This is a genomic window from Streptococcus mitis, from assembly GCF_047464965.1.
Classification (GTDB): Bacteria; Bacillota; Bacilli; order Lactobacillales; family Streptococcaceae; genus Streptococcus; species Streptococcus mitis_DU.
This window is the reverse complement of sequence record NZ_JASHAT010000006.1, coordinates 126,525-146,037: the sequence shown is the minus strand read 5'-3', so window position 1 is coordinate 146,037 and position 19,513 is coordinate 126,525. Positions and strand designations below refer to the sequence as shown.

Here is a 19,513-nt window from a genome sequence, read left to right as displayed (position 1 = left end):
AAACCTTTTCTAATTGCTTGCCTGCTCTTCGGTTTTTCGTTTGCATTTGATAAAATAGCTGTTTTCTGCTATAATCAAAGCATAGAAAAAATTTCTATACTCTGAATTGTGTCGCTTGCTCGCCTTGACCAAAATTTGAGCAAGTGATTTTTTTATTTTCTTTTTGCATAATTACTACCTGACTGTGGTTTATAAAGCAAGTCTTTGCTTTCGATAAGATCTAGAATCCAACTGAATCCCTGCTCCACCGTTTCAAGAAATGCGCCCAGGTCTTCACTGTCCAAGTTCTCGTAGTTCATACAAAGATATTCGGCTAGTTGTCTGTCTTTCTCAACTAGCTTTTTAAAATCCTTGGGATACTTAGGAATTTCTAACCCCTTGGCATTTGTAACTGTCTTAAATTCATTTTCCATTTTCTATACTCCTATACTTTAAAAATTAATTCCTTAATTTCTGAATACCCCCTATTCAAGTTAATCATAGCTATTGCCATATCTTCCAAACGTTGGTAGTTTGTCAGCTCTACACTTGTCAAGCCATCAATACCGTTCTTACTTTCTCGCTCCTTCATGAGTTGCGCTTTATTCTTTCCTGTCACTCCCTTTAGTAGTAGGTTTGTAAGGGTACTATAGGCATGCTTAGGTGCTTTCTCCCATGTTTGAATAGCTTCAGTTAAACTTTTACGCTTTGGCTTTTCCAGTTCCCATTGAAGATAGCGTTTAGAAAGTTCATCACGCATTTCAAAGAATGCTTTGACTAGGTTCATTTTGAATTGCCGTACTGGTTCGGTATTCTTTAGATAAGTGATCAGCAAGGTAGCTTGTTGCTCATTCAGAAGATAGATTTTTTTCGGTTGCCCTCTCTTATCTAATTTATGGATTTTAAATCCAAGTATTCCCAACGCTTCAAAATCAGCTTTATTGTCTCTGACTAAGCGTGTAATAGTGTGGTGCTGTACTTCAGCACATTCAGCGATAATCTCGCTCGTAGTATACGGCTCTTTCTTGCCGTCCATGTAAACCAGTTCCATTGGTTCGCTCCTTTCTTCTTTTGTCAGTGCTTGCCACCTAAAACAGTACCAAGGTAAAGCATTAAAGTAGGGTAAAATCGGAGAATATGAACCCCTACAAACCCTTGATACTGCTATAGGTAACAAGCAAATTACACTAGCGAATATTTAGCTAGATCCGTTTATCATTCCCCAGTGGTAAAGCACCACATGAGAAATCTATAAATGTAGAGTAGTATTACGATTGGTTCGCTCCTTTCTAATAATCTTTGGCAAGCCACTCCATAACACTAGCATATATTCTTTTGGGCGCTTTATAATCTCCCTTCAAAATTTTAGGAACTGTTCTAGACGCTACACCAATTTCTAGAGCTAGTTCATAATTTTTTAGTTGCAAATCAGCTTTTTTCCTCCTTAATGCTTTCGCCTGTTCTTGTGTGATAAGCATTTTTCTTTCTCCTTTCCCTTTTTTATTCTCATTTCAAGAACAAATTGATTATATAATCTTATTTTGAGAATGTCAAGCGTTTTTGTTCTTTTTTTGAGAATTTTTTGTAGATAATATTTTTTTACTATGATATAATCAATTCAAAAAGTACTTGAATTAGGTGGTATCACATGAAAATTAAACTTAAAGAACTGAGGGAGAAAGAAAAAATATCTTTAAATAAACTCAAAAACATTTTGAAAGAAGAATACGATATAACAGTATCCGATAGTCAACTAATGTACTACGAAAATGAAATTAGAAAACCTAGAGATGAAAATATATGGTCAGCTTTAGCTGATCACTTCGGAGTAAGTGTCGCTTACTTATTAGGGCACGAAGATGAACAAAATATTTTAAAAATAATCCAAAGTAACGAATTTAAAAAATTACTTAATGATATAGATATTGAAAAAATAAATGAACTTAGTTCAGCGTACAAAAACGTTGAAGAACATATAAATAATCCTGTAAAGTATAACAATTTTGGAAAAGGATTGCTTAATCATATCCCATCGTATATGTTTACAATTGAAGAACTAATAAATGCTGATAAAGAGAACAATACAAATTTTGCAGATATTTTAATCAACTATATTTCTTTAAATGACTATGATAAAAAAATAGCTTTTGATTTAGTTCAAAAACTATCTGATAGAGACAAAGAAAAGGAGTAAACCCCATGGGATTTTTTGACACTGTAAAACAAGAAGGAAGCTTTTCTACTGCATCTGAAGTAAATGGACTACACTACGTTGTACTCCAGGTAACTTTAAAAGAAAAGTTTTTCGGTACTGGATCAGGAAACCTTACAGAATTAGAAGATGTTATCAATAAACAAGCTTCAAAAGGCTACCGCCTGCATACAATCACAACCGCCAATGGTGGAAGTAAAGGATTAGGTGGTGGTGACCGTATCCAAGCCACAATGGTTTTTGAGAAAATTCTATAAAAATTCCCCATCTTTTATTAGAAAACATCAGCATATAGGAGGCTACTTATGAAAAAATTACTAAGCACATCAGCTATTTTACTTTCTGCTACCGTTCTAGTAGCTTGCTCTAACAATCAATCAACTACCAAAGATAGCTCGGAGCAACCAAAAACGGAGCAAAAAAATACTACTTCAACAAACACAAAAGCCAAAGTAGATAACAGTAAATACGATGATCTAATTTCTGAAATCAAATCAAAATTAGATCCTGAATCAACTGGCGCAATAAGCGTTAAAATTCAAAATAACGTACTCGATTCAGATTCATCCGAACCGCATGATACAATCATGATTTTGCTAACTGGAACGGCTAAAGATAGCGCAAAAGAGACTATGGACGCAATTAATTCAAATTCTGCTACAACTAATCAGCAAAATGCAATTACCGTATTTCGGATGTCTATATCTGAGTTTGCTAAAAAATTACCAGACGACAATACTACTCTTTCCCTTGGATATGAAAAATCCGCTGATCAATACGACTTAATCGCAAAATCTTCAAAACAAAAAGATTTTATCCCTGTTGGAGAAATCATCGTAAATTAAAAAACTCCCCCATATTCGCCAATAGAACCCCTCTTTCAACGGTCTATTGTGCAAAAACAGGGGAAATTGAAGAATAGAAAGCCGATTTTACAGACTAAAGCGCAAAAAACGACAGATTTGACAAATAGAGATGACTAATATCTTCTAAACCATCGGCGAAATCGTGGGCATATATAGAGAGAATTAAAATGAACAAAGAAAATCCATATTTTGAACAAACCAAACAAAACTACATAGAAGTTGAAAAACTCTATAAACTTGGTAAAGCAAAGCATACATCTTCTAAATACAGATTTCTTGCACCAGCAGTTAAAAGACAATCTGAACAATTCTTATTTGAAGCCAAGACTCAAAAAAGAAAATATTGGAAATTCAGTCGTGGTTCTCTGGTATTCGTAGAGTTCGGTGTAAATATAGGCGGAGAATTATCAAATAATCATTGGGCTATTGTCTTAGACAAAGTAGATAGTCCCTATAAAAAAACACTTACAGTAATTCCTCTAACATCTAAAAATCAAATAGATACTGTACTCATAGACGAAGTCATTGCGGAATATCCTTCTATTTTGCTTGATGAATATATTGAAAAATTACACAAAGAATTATTTGCCTACCTAAAATATTTAGATTCCAATAATGCAATTACTGAAGCTGCCTTATCGGATGTCTACCAAGCTTATACAGAACAATTTTCAAACGAAATAATTCAACCTAAGATAATAGACGATGATAACCTTAAACAGACACAATCAGAAATAAATGACGTTCTTGAATTAACTCAATACTACAAAAAATACATTAAGCGTTCTTATGCCAAGTGTAATAACCTTCAAACAATCAGCAAAGATAGAATTTTAAAGAAAAATAGATTAGATCCAATCGGAAAAATAAAAGTATCTGATAACACATTGGACAAAATTAACGAAAAGTTAAAAGAATTATACCTTTTCTAATCTCTTGACATTTTTTAATAATTATATTATAATACAGCTATTAGGAGTTTAGCTCCATAAAGTTTACATTTGGATTTTAGATCCATAACGTGATAGTAGCCGTATTTGATACGGCTACTTTTCTTTTTATATTCTAGTAAACTTAACTTAAAATAAAAAACTCCCTCATATTCACCTTGTTTTCTATTCTGGTACAATTTACCGTCTGACTGCTTAAAATCGAAAATAAGGGGTTTCTCGTAGCCCCTAGCATGGTATAAACTCAAAACCTTTTCTAATTGCTTGCCTGCTGATGGAAAAGGAGTAAGACCATGAAGATTACAGAGTACAAAAAGAAAGATGGATCAGTAGTTTACCGTTCCAGCGTTTATCTTGGTATCGATACCGTAACAGGTAAGAAAGTCAAGACAACTATTTCAGACATAACCAAGAACAGACTCAAAAGCAAGGCTATCCAAGCCAAGGTAGAGTTTGAAAAAAACGACTCAACAGTTACAAAAGTCGTTAACGTTACCACCTATCAGGAATTAACAGAACTCTGGCTAGAAAATTATTGCCATACAGTCAAACATAGCACCCTTATAGGCGCAAAAAACAACATAAAAAAGTATCTCCTACCAGCCTTTGGAGACTACAAACTAGATAAACTAACGCCCCCAATCATTCAGCACCAGGTAAACCAGTGGGCAATAGATTACAATCAACTAGGAAAAGGTTATCAGCAATATAATCAACTCCATGCCTTAAATAAACGCATATTATCCTATGCCGTTTCCTTGCAAGTCATTGCTTCAAATCCAGCTAGTGATATCATCGTCCCACGTCGCAAACCCAAAGAAGGGCAAAAACTGAAATATCTGGATGACGACAATTTGAAAAAATTCTTAGATTATCTGGATCAGTTGCCAAACACTTACAAAAATTTCTCCGATACGGTTTTATATAAGACACTCCTAGCGACTGGTTTGCGTATTCGTGAGTGTCTAGCCTTGAAATGGTCTGATATTGACCTACAAAACGGTAGTATTTCAGTTACGAAGACTTTGAACATCCTAAAAGAAATCACTAGCCCTAAAAGTAAAAGTAGTATCAGAGAAATAGCACTGGATACCAAAACGGTACTCATGCTTCGGCTCTATAAAGCAAGACAATCCCAAATAGGTAGGGAAATAGGGATGACTTTTGAAAAAGTGTTCTCTGATACCTTTGACAACTATAGAGAAGCTGGAGCGCTCAGATTTAGGCTAGAAAAGCATTTAAAACTGGCTGGATGTCCTCGTTTGAGTTTCCACGCTTTCCGACACACCCACGCTAGTCTATTGCTCAATGCAGGACTGCCTTACAAAGAAATCCAAACACGGCTCGGCCATTCTAAAATTTCAATGACTATGGATATCTATAGTCATCTATCCAAAGACAATAAGAAAAAGGCGACTTCCTTTTATGAAAAAGCCATTGAGAATCTACAAAGTTCCTAAAAAGTTCTTAAAATTCATCATTAAGGGACAAAAAACGGCTATATCAAGGGGTTTCAGCTTTTTCTCACATTTTGAGTTATAATAGAACTATGAAAATCACAAAACTTGAAAAGAAAAAAAGACTCTATCTGATGGAGTTTGATAATGGCGACAAATGCTACATTACTGAAGATACTATTGTTCGTTTTATGTTATCAAGAGATAAGGTGATAAGCGAAGAAGAATTGAAAGAGATTCAGGACTTTGCCCAATTTTCTTACGGTAAGAATCTAGCTCTCTACCACCTATCCTTTAAAGCTCGCACTGAAAAAGAAGTCAGAGAATATCTGAAAAAATACGATATTGATGAAGACATAGCTTCCCAAGTCATTGCTAATCTTAAAGAAGATAATTGGATTAATGATGGCCATTACGCTTATGCTATCATCAATGCTAATCAACTTTCAGGAGACAAGGGACCTTATGTACTGACTCAGAAACTAGTACAAAAGGGGATTTCAAAATCTACTATAGAGGAGACCTTGAAAGAATTTGATTTTTCGGAAGTTGCTCAACGTGTAGCTAATAAACTATTGAAAAAATATGAAGGAAAACTTCCAGCTCGTGCCTTGCAAGATAAGATTATCCAGAACTTGACCAACAAGGGATTTTCCTATTCTGATGCTAAAAGTGCCTTTGATCAGTTGGATAGTCAAGTTGACCAAGAAACGACTCAGGAACTCATCTTCAAGGAACTTGATAAGCAATATGCTAAGTATGCCCGAAAATATGAAGGATACGAACTTAAACAGCGTTTAACTCAAGTTTTAGCACGAAAAGGATACGATTTTTCGGATATAGCAAGCGCTCTCAGAGAATATCTTTAATATTTTCATGTAAAATTCACAGATTTTAGGTAATTTTATGATACAATAGTAAATGATAAACTTATAAATTGTAGAAAGTTGGTTAGTTATGAAGCTTCCAAAAGAAGGCGACTTTATTACAATTCAAAGTTATAAGCATGATGGGAGTCTCCACCGAACTTGGCGGGACACCATGGTACTAAAAACAACAGAAAACGCCATTATTGGTGTCAACGATCATACACTGGTTACCGAAAGTGATGGTCGTCGTTGGGTCACTCGAGAACCGGCTATTGTTTACTTTCACAAGAAATATTGGTTTAATATCATTGCCATGATTCGCGATAATGGAATTTCCTACTATTGCAATATGGCTAGCCCCTACTATCTGGATGAAGAAGCACTGAAGTATATTGATTACGATTTGGATGTTAAAATTTTTACAGATGGAGAGAAACGTCTCTTGGACGTTGAGGAGTATGAGCGTCACAAACGCAAAATGAATTATTCTGATGACTTGGACTATATTTTAAAAGAACATGTCAAAATTCTTGTTGATTGGATTAACAATGGACGTGGTCCTTTCTCAGAAGCCTATGTAAACATTTGGTACAAGCGCTATGTAGAACTAAAGAATCGGTAAAGTTGTCAAACTGGGGTTAAGACCCCGGTTTTTTTATTTTAAAAACCCAGCTTGACAGCTGGGCTTATCCTTATATATCTAATTTTGTAACTGTAAATTTGATATGGGAGTAGTCTTTTTCAACATCCTTATCCAGCAAGAACGTTGTGGCGTCCTTCTTAACTTGAACCAGGTCAATATTCTGAGCTTGGGCTGCATAGACGCATCCACAATAACATTGACGATAGATATCATACTCTTCACACATCTCTACCGAACGTTTGTAGCCTTGATTTTTCTTGAAATCACTTGGAAGATAGTGGGTTGTATAAATTTTTTGCACATCGATTCCAATGCTGTTGATGGTTTGAGAATTCTTATGAGGACTGATGGTCAAAGCTGAGCCAAAGTAGTCAAATCCCAAGTCCATAGCCACTTGCGCTGTTTTATCCAGTCTATAGTCAAAGCAAACCTTGCAACGGTCGCCACCTTCTGGTTCTTCTTCCATTCCTCTGACTAACTTACGATATTCATTTGGTTCGTAGGGAGCTTCTAGATACTGGACCGTATTTCCTGTCCGCTCATTGAAATCACTGACAAACTTTTTAGTCACATAGGCACGCTTATGGTATTCTGCCTTGGGATGGATATTAGAATTGGCAAAATAAATGGTCACGTCTGCATACTTGGTCAAATATTCTAGGGTATAGGTACTGCAAGGGGCACAGCAAACATGCATGAGAATGGTTGGCCGTTGCTCATTTTTCTCCCATACTTGTACCATCTTCTGCATGACACGGTCATAATTAATCTTCTGATTGGGGTTCATCTTGCTCAGAATTTCTTCTACATCGATCATGTTCTTCTCCTTTTTCTAGTCTTATTTTATCATATAAGTTAGGAGAGCTCAAATCAATTTAGAAGTGAATATCATAAAAAGGAGGAATAGCCATTCCCTCCTTTTGTGTTTTTTATAAGTTGTTTTCTATAGAAAGCTTACATCATCCCACCCATCATACTTGGATCCATTGCTGGAGCTGGGGCTGCTGGTTCTGGTTTATTGGCTACGACTGCTTCCGTAGTCAAAATCAAGCTGGCTACAGATGCTGCATTTTGTAGAGCTGAACGGCTCACTTTAACTGGGTCGATGATTCCCTCTTCAATCATGTTGACCCATTCGCCAGTTGCTGCATTGAAGCCTGTACCAACTTCAGCATTTTTCAAACGATCGATAACGATAGAGCCTTCAAATCCTGCATTGTGGGCGATTTGACGAACAGGTTCTTCCAAAGCACGGAGAACAATATTGCGACCCGTTGCTTCGTCTCCTGTTAATTCCAAATCAGCTACGGCAGGGATAACATTTACAAGGGCTGTTCCACCACCTGCAACGATTCCTTCTTCAACAGCTGCACGAGTAGCGTTGAGGGCATCTTCAATGCGGAGTTTCATTTCTTTCAACTCAGTTTCAGTTGCAGCTCCGACCTTGATGACTGCTACACCACCTGACAATTTCGCCAAGCGTTCTTGCAATTTTTCACGGTCAAATTCAGAAGTTGTGGTTTCGATTTGAGACTTGATAACTGCAACACGGTGAGAAATCGCTTCAGGATTTCCAGCACCTTCTACGATAACCGTGCTATCTTTGTCCACAGTTACTCTCGCTGCTTGACCAAGTGCTTCAATTGTAGCATCTTTCAACTCAAGACCTAGGTCTTCTGTGATAACTGTTCCGCCTGTTAAGATGGCAATGTCTTCAAGCATGGCTTTGCGACGGTCACCAAAACCAGGTGCCTTGACTGCTACCACGTTGAAGGTTCCACGAATCTTGTTCAAAACAAGAGTTGGAAGAGCTTCGCCATCTACATCATCCGCAATAATCAAGAGTGGACGATTGCTTTGGAGAATACTTTCTAGGAGTGGCAAGATTTCTTGGATATTTGAAATCTTCTTATCAGTAATCAAAATGTATGGATTTTCAAGATCAGCTACCATTTTTTCGCTATCTGTCACCATGTACTGTGAAAGGTAACCGCGGTCAAACTGCATTCCTTCAACAACTTCAAGCTCTGTTTCCATACCACGTGACTCTTCGATAGTGATGACTCCATCTTTGCCAACTTTTTCCATAGCTTCAGAGATGTATTCACCGACTTTTTCAGAACGAGAAGAGACGGCTGCAACTTGAGCGATAGCTTCTTTGTTGGCAACAGGAATAGCATTGTTTTTCAAGGCTTCAACTGCTGCAGCAACTGCTGTTTCAATCCCACGACGAATGCCAATTGGATTGGCACCTGCAGTGACGTTTTTGATTCCTTCACGGACGATAGCTTGGGTCAAGACTGTTGCAGTCGTAGTCCCGTCACCTGCGATATCATTGGTTTTAGAAGCTACTTCTGATACCAATTTGGCACCCATATTTTCAAAATGGTCTTCCAATTCGATTTCTTTGGCAATAGTCACACCGTCATTGGTAATCAAGGGTGAACCGAATGACTTTTCAAGAACGACATTACGGCCTTTTGGTCCCAAGGTTACTTTAACAGTGTCTGCAAGGATATCGACACCACGGACCATAGCTGAACGGGCATCAGATGAAAATTTAATTTCTTTTGACATACTTACTTTCTCCTTCTATTTTTCAATGATAGCCAAGATGTTAGCTTCGCCTACGATGATGTACTTTTCATCGCCATCTTTGACATCAAGACCTGCGTGTGCTTCAACCAAGACACGGTCTCCAGCTTTAACACTTGGAGCAACCAAGTCACCGTTCAAGGTACGAACACCTTGTCCAGTAGCCACAACTTGAGCTGTTTTGGTTTTTTCTTGGGCTGAACCTGCGAGGACAAAACCTCCAACAGTTTGTTCTTTTTCTTCTACTTTTAAGACCACACGGTCCCCTAATGGTTTCAACATCTGATTTCCTCCATAATGAGATAGATATCATTAGCACTCTTTACACTTGAGTGCTAATTCATAGTTCTATTGTATCACTTGGTCAGAAATAGTCAAGAAAAAAGTCTGACTTTCTCAAGATAAAAAGCCTGAGACCAACTCAGACTTTTTAATGCTTAAAATGGTAGTTCTTCCTCTTCCAAAACCAAGTCCGCTAAGTCTTGGCCTGCGTTATTTTCACGCATGGCACGTTGAGCACGACTTTCCAAGAGTTGGAATCCTGTCACAAGGACTTCAGTCACATAGTTCATCTGACCATTTTTCTCAAAACGACGAGTACGTAATTCTCCATCCACTGAAATGAGACTTCCTTTGGTTGCGTAGCTTGCCAAGCTTTCTGCTAGTTTGCCCCATAGAACCATATTGACAAAGTCAGCTTCGCGCTCCCCATTTTGGTCTTTGTAACGACGGTTCACAGCGATAGTTGCTCGCGCTACTGACTTGTCATTGTTGGTTTTGTGCAATTCTGGTGTAGACGTCAAACGCCCAATCATGATAACTTTATTATACATATTTTTTCCTCCTACTTATCTATTCGCAGAAAATCAAAAAAGTTACAGAAATTTGTAACTTTTCGAGGAAATTTTTTACTTTTTATGAACCATGAAACCTGTCGCCTGTTGATTGGCCATAATGGTCATATCTGTAATCTGCACACGACGAGGTTGACTGGTCACATAGACTACTGTGTCTGCAATATCCTGAGCTTGCAAGGCTTCTATTCCTTGGTAAACGGACGCAGCTCTCTCTTTATCACCATGAAAACGTACCGTAGAAAAATCTGTTTCGACAATTCCCGGTTGAATAGTCGTCACCTTGATATCCGTTGCGATGGTATCAATTCGCAGACCATCTGAAAAGGTCTTAACCGCTGCCTTGGTAGCTGAATAAACTGCTGCACCCGCATAGGCATAAATTCCTGCGGTTGAGCCCATATTGATGATATGTCCTTGATTGGCTTTTACCATTGCTGGCAAGAAACAGCGAGTGACTGCCATCAAACCTTTGACATTGGTATCCAACATGGTCAGCATATCCAACTCTTCATAGTTTTGATATGGAGCCAAGCCAAGAGCCAAACCTGCGTTATTGACCAGAATATCAATCTGACCTATCGTTTCTAGAATATCAGAGCAGACAGTCTTTACCATGGTCATATCTGTGACATCTAGCGAAAAAGTCCAAACTGTCTGATTTGGGAAGGCTTCTGCAAACTCCGACTTAAGGGCTTCTAGTCTATCTGTCCGTCGACCTGTTAAAACGATATTCTCACCCTGCTCCAGATAAGCACGCGCAATCGCTTCACCGATTCCTGATGTCGCCCCTGTAATCACAACATTTTTTGTCATCTTATTTCCTTCTAGCTGGTCTATCAGATACTGACAACTTCCTAGGTAGTCCAGTGTTTAGCTGGATCAAATGGAGTTCCAACAACTTGGTCTTCTGATAATTCAATAATACCACGCTTTTGCGGAGCATTTGGCAAGGCAAGTTCACGAGGACTACACATCATGCCAAAACTCTTTTCACCACGAAGCTCACCTGGGAAAATGAGATTCCCTTTGGGCATCATTGCTCCTGGAAGAGCTACAATGGTTTTCAACCCGACACGCGCATTGGGAGCCCCTGCAACGATTTGCACTGTCTTGTCACTTGCGACTGCAACTTGGCAGATGTTAAGGTGGTCACTATCAGGATGGGCTACCATCTCGACAATTTCACCAACAACAAACTTAGGTTCCTTGTCATTGACAATTTCTTCTTTAAAACCTTCCGCCTGCAATTCTTGGTTCAAACGAGCTACTTGTTCATCAGACAAAAAGACTTGACCGCGCTCTTCAATTTCAAACAAACTTGAAACTTCGAAAATATTCCACGCCACTGTTTCCCCATTATCTTTGAGGAAAACACGGGCTACCTTGCCTTTGCGTTCCACATCTAGTTTGGCATCTCCGCTGTTTTTCACGACGACCATAAGGACATCACCGACATGTTCTTTATTATATGTAAAAATCATTGTTTCCTTTTCTCCTATTTCAGTCCTGCTAAAAAATCGTTAATTTGCTCCTTACTTTTACGGTCGCGATTAACAAAACGACCAATTTCCTTGTCTTTTTCTAGAACAACAAGGCTAGGAATTCCATATACATCCCAGAGTTTGGCCAAATCCATATACTGGTCTCTATCCACTCGAATAAAGGTGAACTCTGGATTGGTCTCCTCAATTTCTGGCAAGGCAGGATAGATATAACGACAATCGCCACACCAGTCCGCCACAAAAAGAAAGACCTTCTTCCCATCTTTTCTCACTAAAGATGCTAATTCTTCTATACTTGCTGGTTGTATCATAAGACTTCCTCCTCATAGACTAGGTCTTCATTTTCATAGACAAAGGTATAATGACGGCCATCCTCAAAAATGACGCCACCAACCAAGCTCTCTAGACTGCTTTCATAGACTTGAACATAGAGGGTCGCAATTTCCCCCATGTCTGAAAAATGGTCTCGTACAATCGCTGTCAACTCTTCCTGAGTCTTCCTGAGCTTATGGTCATCTGCAACTTTTTTCGTAGCAAGAGCAAGGCTTCCAATACCTAGCAGAGCCAGACCTGCTATCCACATTTTTTTAGCTTTCATACCATTCATTTTAACACAAAAAAGGCTTTAGGACAAATGAGGAAGCAGCAGAAAAGCAAGTAAAAAGCCTCTTCCTTTAAGGAAAAGGACTTCTTATACTCAATGAAAAGCAAAGAGCAAACTAGAAAGCTAGCCACAGGTTGCTCAAAGCACTGCTTTGAGGTTGTAGTTTGAGGTTGTAGATAGAACTGACGAAGTCAGCTCAAAACACTGCTTTGAGGTTGTGGATGACGCTGACGTGGTTTGAAGAGATTTTCGAAGAGTATTATTCTTATTGCCAGGCGCCTGAGTTGCCAACGTAGTAACCATCAGGTGTGTAGGTATTGCGAAGCATCTTACCTGATGAAGCTAGATAATACCACTTGCCATTATCTTTGACCCAATCATTCGCTAGCATGGCACCAGAAGAACTTACATAATACCATTCTCCCTTGTCATAAACCCAATTGCTTGCTTTCATGGCTCCTGAAGTTGATAAATAGTACCACTTGCCTTGGTCGTAAAGCCAGTCACTCGCAATCATGGCTCCTGATGATTTAAAGGCATACCAGTTGCCACCTTGATAAAGCCAAGTTTGATTGAACATGACTCCTTTATCATTCATAAAGTACCAAGTTCCCTTGTCTTTAACCCAAGCATTCTGTACTAATTGACCTTGTTTTTGATAGTACCAGTTTTGGTTTGATTTTAGCCAGCTTTCTGCTTTTACAATCGGATAAAGTTCTTTGAAAGATCCTCCATCATATTTATGACTGATAGACTTTAGTTTTTCAAGTTTCAACTCGCCATTGTCATAATCTGTCCAAGCAAAGACTTTTTGACCATTGACAGTCTCTGGTAAGGTAGCAGTGTAAGTCTTGGTTTGATAATCCCATTTAGCATCGAGGTAAGTGTATTGATCATTCGATTCTTCAATACGGTAGTAGCCTCTCTTTCCACTATCATTATGAATATCATCCACAACTTTCGTTGACCAGGTCTTCACTTCGTTTCCGCTCTTAGCTTCTACCTTAATATCTCCTCTATAGCCATATGGAACATAGAAATTCAGGTAACGCCCTTCTATACCAATCATAGACTTGTCCTTTTCTTGACCTAGGAAATTGACAGTCTGATCTTGACCATTGAGACTAACTGTCCACTCGATTTTCTCGGTTTTTGGCAAATCCAAGACTTTGATATCCACTTCATGACCATTGTTAAACCGAAGAATCTTGCCATCTTGATACTGCACTCCACACTTAACAACCCATTCTTCTTTAAGCTCAAATGCCTGCCCTGAATGAGGTGAAACTAGCAAAGCTAGACCAGCTAGAGACAAACCAAATAATGTGATTTTTTTCATCGTAGATCCTCCTTAGGATTTTTTATGTTAATTATATCACTATGTTTTTATTTTGCAACTCATATCCTAAATATGCAATCAAAAAACCTCTGAGATTCTTCTCAAAGGTTTTGATTTAGCTAATTACTGTTCTCAACTGCTGCAGTGACAAAAGCAGTGTAGAGTTCTTCTGGGCGGTTTGGACGGCTGGAAAGTTCAGGGTGATACTGACAAGCCACAAAGAATTTATTTTCAGGAATTTCCACAATTTCAACCAAACGATTGTCTGGAGAAACACCTGAGAAGACAAAGCCTGCTTCCTCAAACTGCTCACGGAAGGCATTGTTAAACTCATAACGGTGACGGTGACGACGTTGCACCACTTCTTGATTGTGATAAGCAGCTGCTGCCTTAGAGCCACGTTTTAGTTTAGACGGATAAAGTCCCAAGCGAAGGGTTCCCCCCATATCCTCAACATCAATCTGATCACGCATGATATCAATGATAGGGTATTTTGTTTCTGGTGCAAGTTCAGCAGAATTGGCACCTTCAAGACCCAAAACGTGACGAGCAAACTCGATACAAGTCAACTGCATTCCCAAGCAGACTCCCAACATTGGAACATCATTTTCACGCGCATAACGGATGGCTTGGATTTTCCCTTCCGTACCACGTTGGCCAAAACCTCCTGGTACGATGATTCCGTCCGCATCAGACAAAAGCCCTGCCACATTCTCTGCTGTCACATCATTGGCATTGATCCAATTGATTTTAACTTCTGCATCGTTGGCATAACCAGAGTGTTTCAAGGCTTCAACCACAGAAATATAGGCATCTTGCAACTCCACATACTTACCGACAAGGGAAATCTTAACTTGTTTCTTAAGGTTCATGACCTTGTCCACCATAGCTGACCATTCTGTCATATCTGCTACTGGTGCGTCTAATTTCAAATGGTCACAAACAATTTGGTCCATACCTTGCGCCTGCAAGTTCAATGGAATTTGGTAAAGGTGTTCAACGTCCAACGATTCGATAACAGCTTCTGGTGCTACATCACAGAACTGTGCTAGCTTGTTTTTAATTCCTTGACCAGCTGGTTGTTCTGTACGAATAACCAACATATTTGGCTGGATTCCCAATCCACGCAATTCTTTGACAGAGTGTTGGGTTGGTTTGGTCTTCATTTCACCAGCTGCCTTGAGGTAAGGAAGCAAGGTTGTATGGATATACATAACATTATCCGCCCCCACATCTGCCTTCATCTGACGAAGGGCCTCTAAGAATGGCAAGGACTCGATATCTCCTACTGTTCCACCGACCTCTGTAATAATGACATTAGAGTCTGTCGTTAGAGCGGCACGCTTGATTTTTTCTTTCAAAGCATCTGTGATATGAGGAATGACTTGAACAGTTGCCCCAAGATATTCTCCACGACGTTCCTTACGAAGAACTTCACTGTAAATTTTACCAGTTGTCACGTTGGAATATTTGTTGAGATTGATATCAATGAAACGTTCATAGTGACCCAAGTCCAAATCTGTCTCAGCTCCGTCATCTGTCACAAAAACTTCCCCGTGCTGGTAAGGACTCATAGTTCCCGGATCGATATTGATATAAGGGTCAAATTTTTGAATGGTTACTTTGAGACCACGATTTTTCAAGAGACGGCCCAGACTTGCTGCCACAATCCCTTTCCCAATAGACGATACCACACCACCAGTTACAAAAATATATTTCGTAGACATAGATTCCTCTTTCTAAAATGCTCAAGGTCTTGCTGACTACGAGGGGACATAGAAAACAAGACCCTATTAATAAGAATAATCTGGGACGACTGCACCAGATTCACAACCAAAATACAAGAAGATAACTTCTTGAAAAAACAAAAATAGCTCCCTAAGAACTAGGGAGCCCCGACCTCTAAAAGAGGTGCCCGAACAATATGATACCTAAAAATAGGATAATTGTCAATAGCTAACTTTTATTCCTCGATGTTTTCAGTATCATCATCTGAAAACTCGTCGTCTTCTTCGTTGAGATCCACGTCTTCACCCAAGTCATCTGGGGCGATTTCGTTGATTTCTGCATCGTAAGCTTCCACTTCATTTTTCTCATCATCTGGATTTTCATCATCGTATGAAAGTGCTGGATCTGCTTCGTATGCGTCTTCGTCTTCTGGGTCATCCGCATTGTAGTCAATAGCATCTGAATCGCCATCCATGAAGGCATTGACACGTTTTTTCTTAGCTTTTGGTGCTACTTCATCGTCGTCATTTTCTTCAAGAGCAATGATCTCTTCGTCGATTTCGTCCACACCATACCATGAACGAAGACCCCATTTGTTGTCTCCAAGTGAGATGAAGCTACCGTCAAAGTTCAACTCTGTGTAGAACAAAGGCAAGGCTTCGCGGATATCGCTGTTTGATGTTCCAAGGTAGTTTTGAATTTCGTTTACAAGATCGCTAAAATGCATCTCATGATCACGACCACGAAGTTCCAAGATAGCACGCGCTACCTCAATCATAGATAGTTCACTTTTTTCTTGCCCAGCAAATACTTCTAATTCCAAAGCGTTTCTCCTCATTTATACTACTATCGCCAGAGCAAACAGACTCTGACCTCATTTTATCATTTACTCTTTATTTTACGATAATTTTGCAGAATAGTCAAAGGTTAAGAAAAAATAAAGGTGAAATATTTCAGCTAATTGAAAGACCTGTGTAACATGACCACAGGTATATTGATTTATTTATAACTCAAGACTGCAACTCCAATACCAACCACAAACTGCAAGAGGATTCCTACAGAGATAAAGGATTATTTGTTGCGTCAAATCAAGTAAAAAGATCATTTCAGGTCCTACCAGTAACTTCGTTTTCTTTCCTTTATTTCATTTTCCCTAGAATAGTGAAAAATCCTTCTCTTGTTAATGAGTTTCATAAGAAAAAGGCTGGAGAATCCAACCTTCTCTATTTATTCAGCTAAGAGTACTTCTTTGATGGTTTGTTTTTGGAGTTTTCTGTTGGATTGATAAAAGAGGCTTTCATAAACCACAGCAAAACCGATCAAAGTCCAGAAGCAAACATTCCCATCAAAGTGATGCTCAATCTTTTCAGGAACCGTATCTTTGATCACACCAATCAAGATTTCCATGATAGCGTACTGATAAGCCGTCCCAAGAACAAATCCTAGATAGGCCCAGAAACGATAGGGAGATAGGATATGGCCTTGGCATTCACGATCTGTGTAGCCAAAAGCCTTCATAAGAGCCAGGGTTTCGCGACTTTCTGAGACGACAATCCCCAATGACAAAAAGAGAATAGAGAAAGAAAGGATCAAGCCAATCATGATCATCATGGTTTGGATGATGTCATCTGTGTAGTCCCTTAGACCAAAGGACAGTTGAACCATGGCCGCAAAACACATAGAGCCAAAGACTACAAAAAATAGGATAGATTTTCTCCCCCAAATTAGTGACGAAGACAGCTCTTTTAGGAAGTCTTTCTCTTTCTTAGGAGCCCTCTTTCTCCTTTTGACCTTGATTGGTGTTGGGGACTTTTTCAATAAGCGAAGAGCCGGCGTTTGTAGTTGTCTTCTAGCATAACCAACCGCGATAAGCATAAAAAATACCGTTGGAAGGACCACAAAAGCAAGCAAGAGCTGCCAATGAAAATGAATGGTAATTTCTGGCAGGATCCCCTTTTCATTCCGGAAGTCATAAAAATGCCCCATCATAAGAAAAGAAGTGAAATAGCCAAGAAGCGCTCCGGCACCAAAACTGATCCCAAATGCCCAAAATCGTTTAGCCAGCTGGCCATTGCTATAGCCCAAAGCCTTTAAAATTCCTAATTGTTCCTTGTGATCATCGACAAATTGTTTGATATAAAAACACATGAGAAGGACCGACGTCAAGGACAAGACGACTCCACTGACCATGGCCACCATCCAAGAAAGCGAAATCTGGACATCATAGTAGGTCTGAATCATGGGATTGGTTTTAGAAATCTCCAACTGCTCGATGTCCAAGTAAAAATTCAAGAAGAGATTGGCCACAAAGACCGCACAAGCCCCAATTATACTGACGACAACTAATTTTCGAATATCTTTTACTGAAAACATGGCTTACCATCCAATCTCATAAGCAGTCTGAGGCTGATCATTGGTCACAACTTCGGTAATCTTGCCACTATTGACACGAATGATGGTTCTTGCCATATCCGCAATATTTTGGTTATGCGTCACCATGATGAGGGTCAAACCAAGCTTTTCCTTTAACTCCCAGATATAGTCGAGAATCTTGCGCCCCGTTTCTTCATCCAGGGCTCCCGTCGGCTCATCTAAGAAAAGAATCTCTGGCTTTTTGGCCAAGGCCCGAGCAATGGAGACTCTCTGCTGTTCCCCACCTGACAATTCACTCGGATACTTGTCCAGCTTATCGCCAAGTCCCAAATCCTCGATAATCTGCAAAAAATCATGATTGTTTGCCAGGTCTGCCCCCATCTTTACATTCTGTCTGACTGTTAGATTAGGCAATAAATAATACTGCTGAAAAATAAAGGCAATCTTCTCACGTCTAAAGGCTGTCAATTGAGTATCTGTGAGTTGAGCCAAATCCTGTCCTTGAATGAGTATATGTCCCTCGTCTACCTTTTCTAAACCTGACAGAACGTTTAAGAGAGTTGATTTGCCTGATCCAGAAGGACCGAGGATAACCACATCATACTGGTCTTGAAGCTGCAAATCAATCCCTTTTAAAACCTTGGTTTGGCCGTAACTTTTGTGCACATTTTCTAGTTGAATCATTTCTTTCCTACCATTTCTTTGATGAGAGATTGACAAACCTCTGTCAGTAATCCAATCACTTCTTCCATGCTGAATTGATAAATGTCAGAAGCAACCATTGAGGCCATCCCGTGCGAGTAGATAAATAGATGCTGGTACAAGCGACCAGCCTCCTCTACATTCAAAGGATAGTCTGCGACGATCGAATCCAGAACCAATTGGTAACTATAATCCTTCATGGGAAGAAAATCTTGAAAGCGACGAATCGGATCTTTGCTGGGATTTTGGAAAAGCAATTGAAAGAGTTGGGGGTCTTTTGAGGCGAAAAGGATATAAGCAACCCCGACGGATCGAAAAGGCTTCTCATCTTCTAAGGCCTTACGAATATACTCCACCACTACCATTTCCGCAGCACCAATAACCTCTGCTTGTAACTCGGCCATATTGGCAAATTGCCCAAAAATGACTCTTGGTGTGGCTCCCAGTTGCTCCGCTAATGCTCGAGCCGTCAAACTAGCCATGCCCTCTTCTCTCACCAATTGTAAAGCTGTTCCAATGATAGTCTCTTTACTAAATTTAACCTTTGGTGGCATAAGACTCCTTTCGCGCAACATTCGTTGCGCAACACTTGTTACTTAAAAGAATACCATAAAAAAGAAAGACTTGTCAAGAAAAAACTGTAAAATACAAAACAAAAAGACAGCGAACTTTTTATTTCTTTGCTACTCAGCCGATAGCATCGTGAGGTGGGTTTTCGGTATCAATCCAGATGAATTCAATCCCGATTTCCTCATTTTTAAACTTGGTCAATCGAATACCGTTGATTTCCAGTTCATTTAAACGTTGGCTTGTCAAGACTTCTCATTTTTTCAACTA

General features: G+C 39.2%; 25 protein-coding genes. 7 read left to right on the top strand and 18 right to left on the bottom strand.

Annotation, left to right across the window (positions count from 1 at the left end; genetic code table 11):
* Nucleotides 1–152: 152 nt before the first annotated feature.
* From QM408_RS05530 to QM408_RS05520, 3 genes are all read right to left on the bottom strand, one after another.
* Nucleotides 153–413, bottom strand: coding sequence for a hypothetical protein (locus QM408_RS05530; protein WP_261029972.1), 261 nt, complete (start codon nucleotides 411–413; stop codon nucleotides 153–155).
* An 11-nt stretch (nucleotides 414–424) separates the two neighbouring features.
* The gene (locus QM408_RS05525) at nucleotides 425–1,030 is read right to left on the bottom strand and encodes a Rha family transcriptional regulator (protein WP_261029970.1); all 606 of its coding nucleotides are present in this window, start codon (nucleotides 1,028–1,030) and stop codon (nucleotides 425–427) included.
* Between the two features lie 238 nt (nucleotides 1,031–1,268).
* Nucleotides 1,269–1,457 carry a hypothetical protein gene (locus QM408_RS05520; RefSeq protein WP_004237029.1) on the bottom strand — a complete coding sequence of 63 codons (189 nt, stop codon included), beginning with the start codon at nucleotides 1,455–1,457 and terminating at the stop codon, nucleotides 1,269–1,271.
* Nucleotides 1,458–1,627: 170 nt separating this feature from the next.
* On the opposite strand from QM408_RS05520, the gene QM408_RS05515 reads away from it, so the two are divergent.
* The 7 genes from QM408_RS05515 to ntdP all read left to right on the top strand — a co-directional run bounded on the left by QM408_RS05515 (nucleotide 1,628) and on the right by ntdP (nucleotide 6,955).
* Entirely contained in the window at nucleotides 1,628–2,173 is a 546-nt protein-coding gene (locus QM408_RS05515) for a helix-turn-helix domain-containing protein (protein WP_223340825.1), read from the top strand.
* A 5-nt stretch (nucleotides 2,174–2,178) separates the two neighbouring features.
* A complete protein-coding gene (locus QM408_RS05510) occupies nucleotides 2,179–2,448 on the top strand; it encodes a DUF4177 domain-containing protein (RefSeq protein ID WP_084950623.1) in 270 nt (89 codons plus the stop codon).
* Between the two features lie 48 nt (nucleotides 2,449–2,496).
* A complete protein-coding gene (locus QM408_RS05505; RefSeq protein ID WP_125451457.1) occupies nucleotides 2,497–3,036 on the top strand; it encodes a hypothetical protein in 540 nt (179 codons plus the stop codon).
* A 188-nt stretch (nucleotides 3,037–3,224) separates the two neighbouring features.
* Nucleotides 3,225–3,989: a type II toxin-antitoxin system PemK/MazF family toxin gene (locus QM408_RS05500; protein ID WP_261029968.1), complete on the top strand. Its 765-nt coding sequence runs from the start codon at nucleotides 3,225–3,227 to the stop codon at nucleotides 3,987–3,989.
* 311 nt (nucleotides 3,990–4,300) lie between these two features.
* The gene (locus QM408_RS05495; RefSeq protein ID WP_261029966.1) at nucleotides 4,301–5,467 is read left to right on the top strand and encodes a tyrosine-type recombinase/integrase; all 1,167 of its coding nucleotides are present in this window, start codon (nucleotides 4,301–4,303) and stop codon (nucleotides 5,465–5,467) included.
* Nucleotides 5,468–5,556: 89 nt separating this feature from the next.
* On the top strand, nucleotides 5,557–6,333 hold the full coding sequence (gene recX / locus QM408_RS05490; protein WP_414373869.1) for a recombination regulator RecX: 777 nt from the start codon (nucleotides 5,557–5,559) through the stop codon (nucleotides 6,331–6,333).
* Between the two features lie 88 nt (nucleotides 6,334–6,421).
* Nucleotides 6,422–6,955: a nucleoside tri-diphosphate phosphatase gene (gene ntdP / locus QM408_RS05485; RefSeq protein WP_000775316.1), complete on the top strand. Its 534-nt coding sequence runs from the start codon at nucleotides 6,422–6,424 to the stop codon at nucleotides 6,953–6,955.
* A gap of 70 nt (nucleotides 6,956–7,025) precedes the next feature.
* Here the strand turns inward: ntdP and QM408_RS05480 are convergent, their stop codons facing one another.
* From QM408_RS05480 to QM408_RS05410, 15 genes are all read right to left on the bottom strand, one after another.
* Nucleotides 7,026–7,793, bottom strand: a complete 768-nt coding sequence (locus QM408_RS05480) for an epoxyqueuosine reductase QueH (protein ID WP_414373867.1) — start codon at nucleotides 7,791–7,793, stop codon at nucleotides 7,026–7,028.
* Nucleotides 7,794–7,930: 137 nt separating this feature from the next.
* Nucleotides 7,931–9,553 (bottom strand): chaperonin GroEL, encoded by a 1,623-nt coding sequence (gene groL / locus QM408_RS05475; protein WP_070526425.1) that lies wholly within the window; start codon nucleotides 9,551–9,553, stop codon nucleotides 7,931–7,933.
* A gap of 15 nt (nucleotides 9,554–9,568) precedes the next feature.
* A complete protein-coding gene (gene groES, locus QM408_RS05470) occupies nucleotides 9,569–9,853 on the bottom strand; it encodes a co-chaperone GroES (protein ID WP_000917337.1) in 285 nt (94 codons plus the stop codon).
* A 155-nt stretch (nucleotides 9,854–10,008) separates the two neighbouring features.
* Nucleotides 10,009–10,404: a single-stranded DNA-binding protein gene (locus tag QM408_RS05465; RefSeq protein WP_000282464.1), complete on the bottom strand. Its 396-nt coding sequence runs from the start codon at nucleotides 10,402–10,404 to the stop codon at nucleotides 10,009–10,011.
* 75 nt (nucleotides 10,405–10,479) lie between these two features.
* Nucleotides 10,480–11,241 (bottom strand): SDR family NAD(P)-dependent oxidoreductase, encoded by a 762-nt coding sequence (locus tag QM408_RS05460; protein WP_000165331.1) that lies wholly within the window; start codon nucleotides 11,239–11,241, stop codon nucleotides 10,480–10,482.
* 41 nt (nucleotides 11,242–11,282) lie between these two features.
* Nucleotides 11,283–11,909, bottom strand: a complete 627-nt coding sequence (gene ytpR / locus QM408_RS05455; RefSeq protein ID WP_414373864.1) for a YtpR family tRNA-binding protein — start codon at nucleotides 11,907–11,909, stop codon at nucleotides 11,283–11,285.
* Between the two features lie 14 nt (nucleotides 11,910–11,923).
* Nucleotides 11,924–12,241 (bottom strand): thioredoxin family protein, encoded by a 318-nt coding sequence (locus QM408_RS05450; RefSeq protein ID WP_261014566.1) that lies wholly within the window; start codon nucleotides 12,239–12,241, stop codon nucleotides 11,924–11,926.
* Nucleotides 12,238–12,537 carry a DUF4651 domain-containing protein gene (locus QM408_RS05445; RefSeq protein ID WP_004241576.1) on the bottom strand — a complete coding sequence of 100 codons (300 nt, stop codon included), beginning with the start codon at nucleotides 12,535–12,537 and terminating at the stop codon, nucleotides 12,238–12,240. The genes QM408_RS05450 and QM408_RS05445 overlap by 4 nt, the downstream gene beginning before the upstream one ends.
* Before the next feature lie 262 nt (nucleotides 12,538–12,799).
* A complete protein-coding gene (locus QM408_RS05440; RefSeq protein WP_414373861.1) occupies nucleotides 12,800–13,873 on the bottom strand; it encodes an N-acetylmuramoyl-L-alanine amidase family protein in 1,074 nt (357 codons plus the stop codon).
* A 119-nt stretch (nucleotides 13,874–13,992) separates the two neighbouring features.
* Nucleotides 13,993–15,600 (bottom strand): CTP synthase, encoded by a 1,608-nt coding sequence (locus QM408_RS05435; RefSeq protein ID WP_261037124.1) that lies wholly within the window; start codon nucleotides 15,598–15,600, stop codon nucleotides 13,993–13,995.
* 236 nt (nucleotides 15,601–15,836) lie between these two features.
* Nucleotides 15,837–16,424, bottom strand: a complete 588-nt coding sequence (rpoE, locus tag QM408_RS05430; RefSeq protein WP_000418409.1) for a DNA-directed RNA polymerase subunit delta — start codon at nucleotides 16,422–16,424, stop codon at nucleotides 15,837–15,839.
* A gap of 404 nt (nucleotides 16,425–16,828) precedes the next feature.
* Nucleotides 16,829–17,974, bottom strand: coding sequence for an FtsX-like permease family protein (locus QM408_RS05425; protein WP_049543832.1), 1,146 nt, complete (start codon nucleotides 17,972–17,974; stop codon nucleotides 16,829–16,831).
* A gap of 3 nt (nucleotides 17,975–17,977) precedes the next feature.
* The gene (locus QM408_RS05420) at nucleotides 17,978–18,658 is read right to left on the bottom strand and encodes an ABC transporter ATP-binding protein (protein WP_261015984.1); all 681 of its coding nucleotides are present in this window, start codon (nucleotides 18,656–18,658) and stop codon (nucleotides 17,978–17,980) included.
* Nucleotides 18,655–19,230, bottom strand: coding sequence for a TetR/AcrR family transcriptional regulator (locus tag QM408_RS05415; protein ID WP_261015985.1), 576 nt, complete (start codon nucleotides 19,228–19,230; stop codon nucleotides 18,655–18,657). The genes QM408_RS05420 and QM408_RS05415 overlap by 4 nt, the downstream gene beginning before the upstream one ends.
* A 133-nt stretch (nucleotides 19,231–19,363) precedes the next feature.
* Nucleotides 19,364–19,492, bottom strand: a complete 129-nt coding sequence (locus tag QM408_RS05410) for a hypothetical protein (protein ID WP_414373858.1) — start codon at nucleotides 19,490–19,492, stop codon at nucleotides 19,364–19,366.
* Nucleotides 19,493–19,513: the final 21 nt, after the last annotated feature.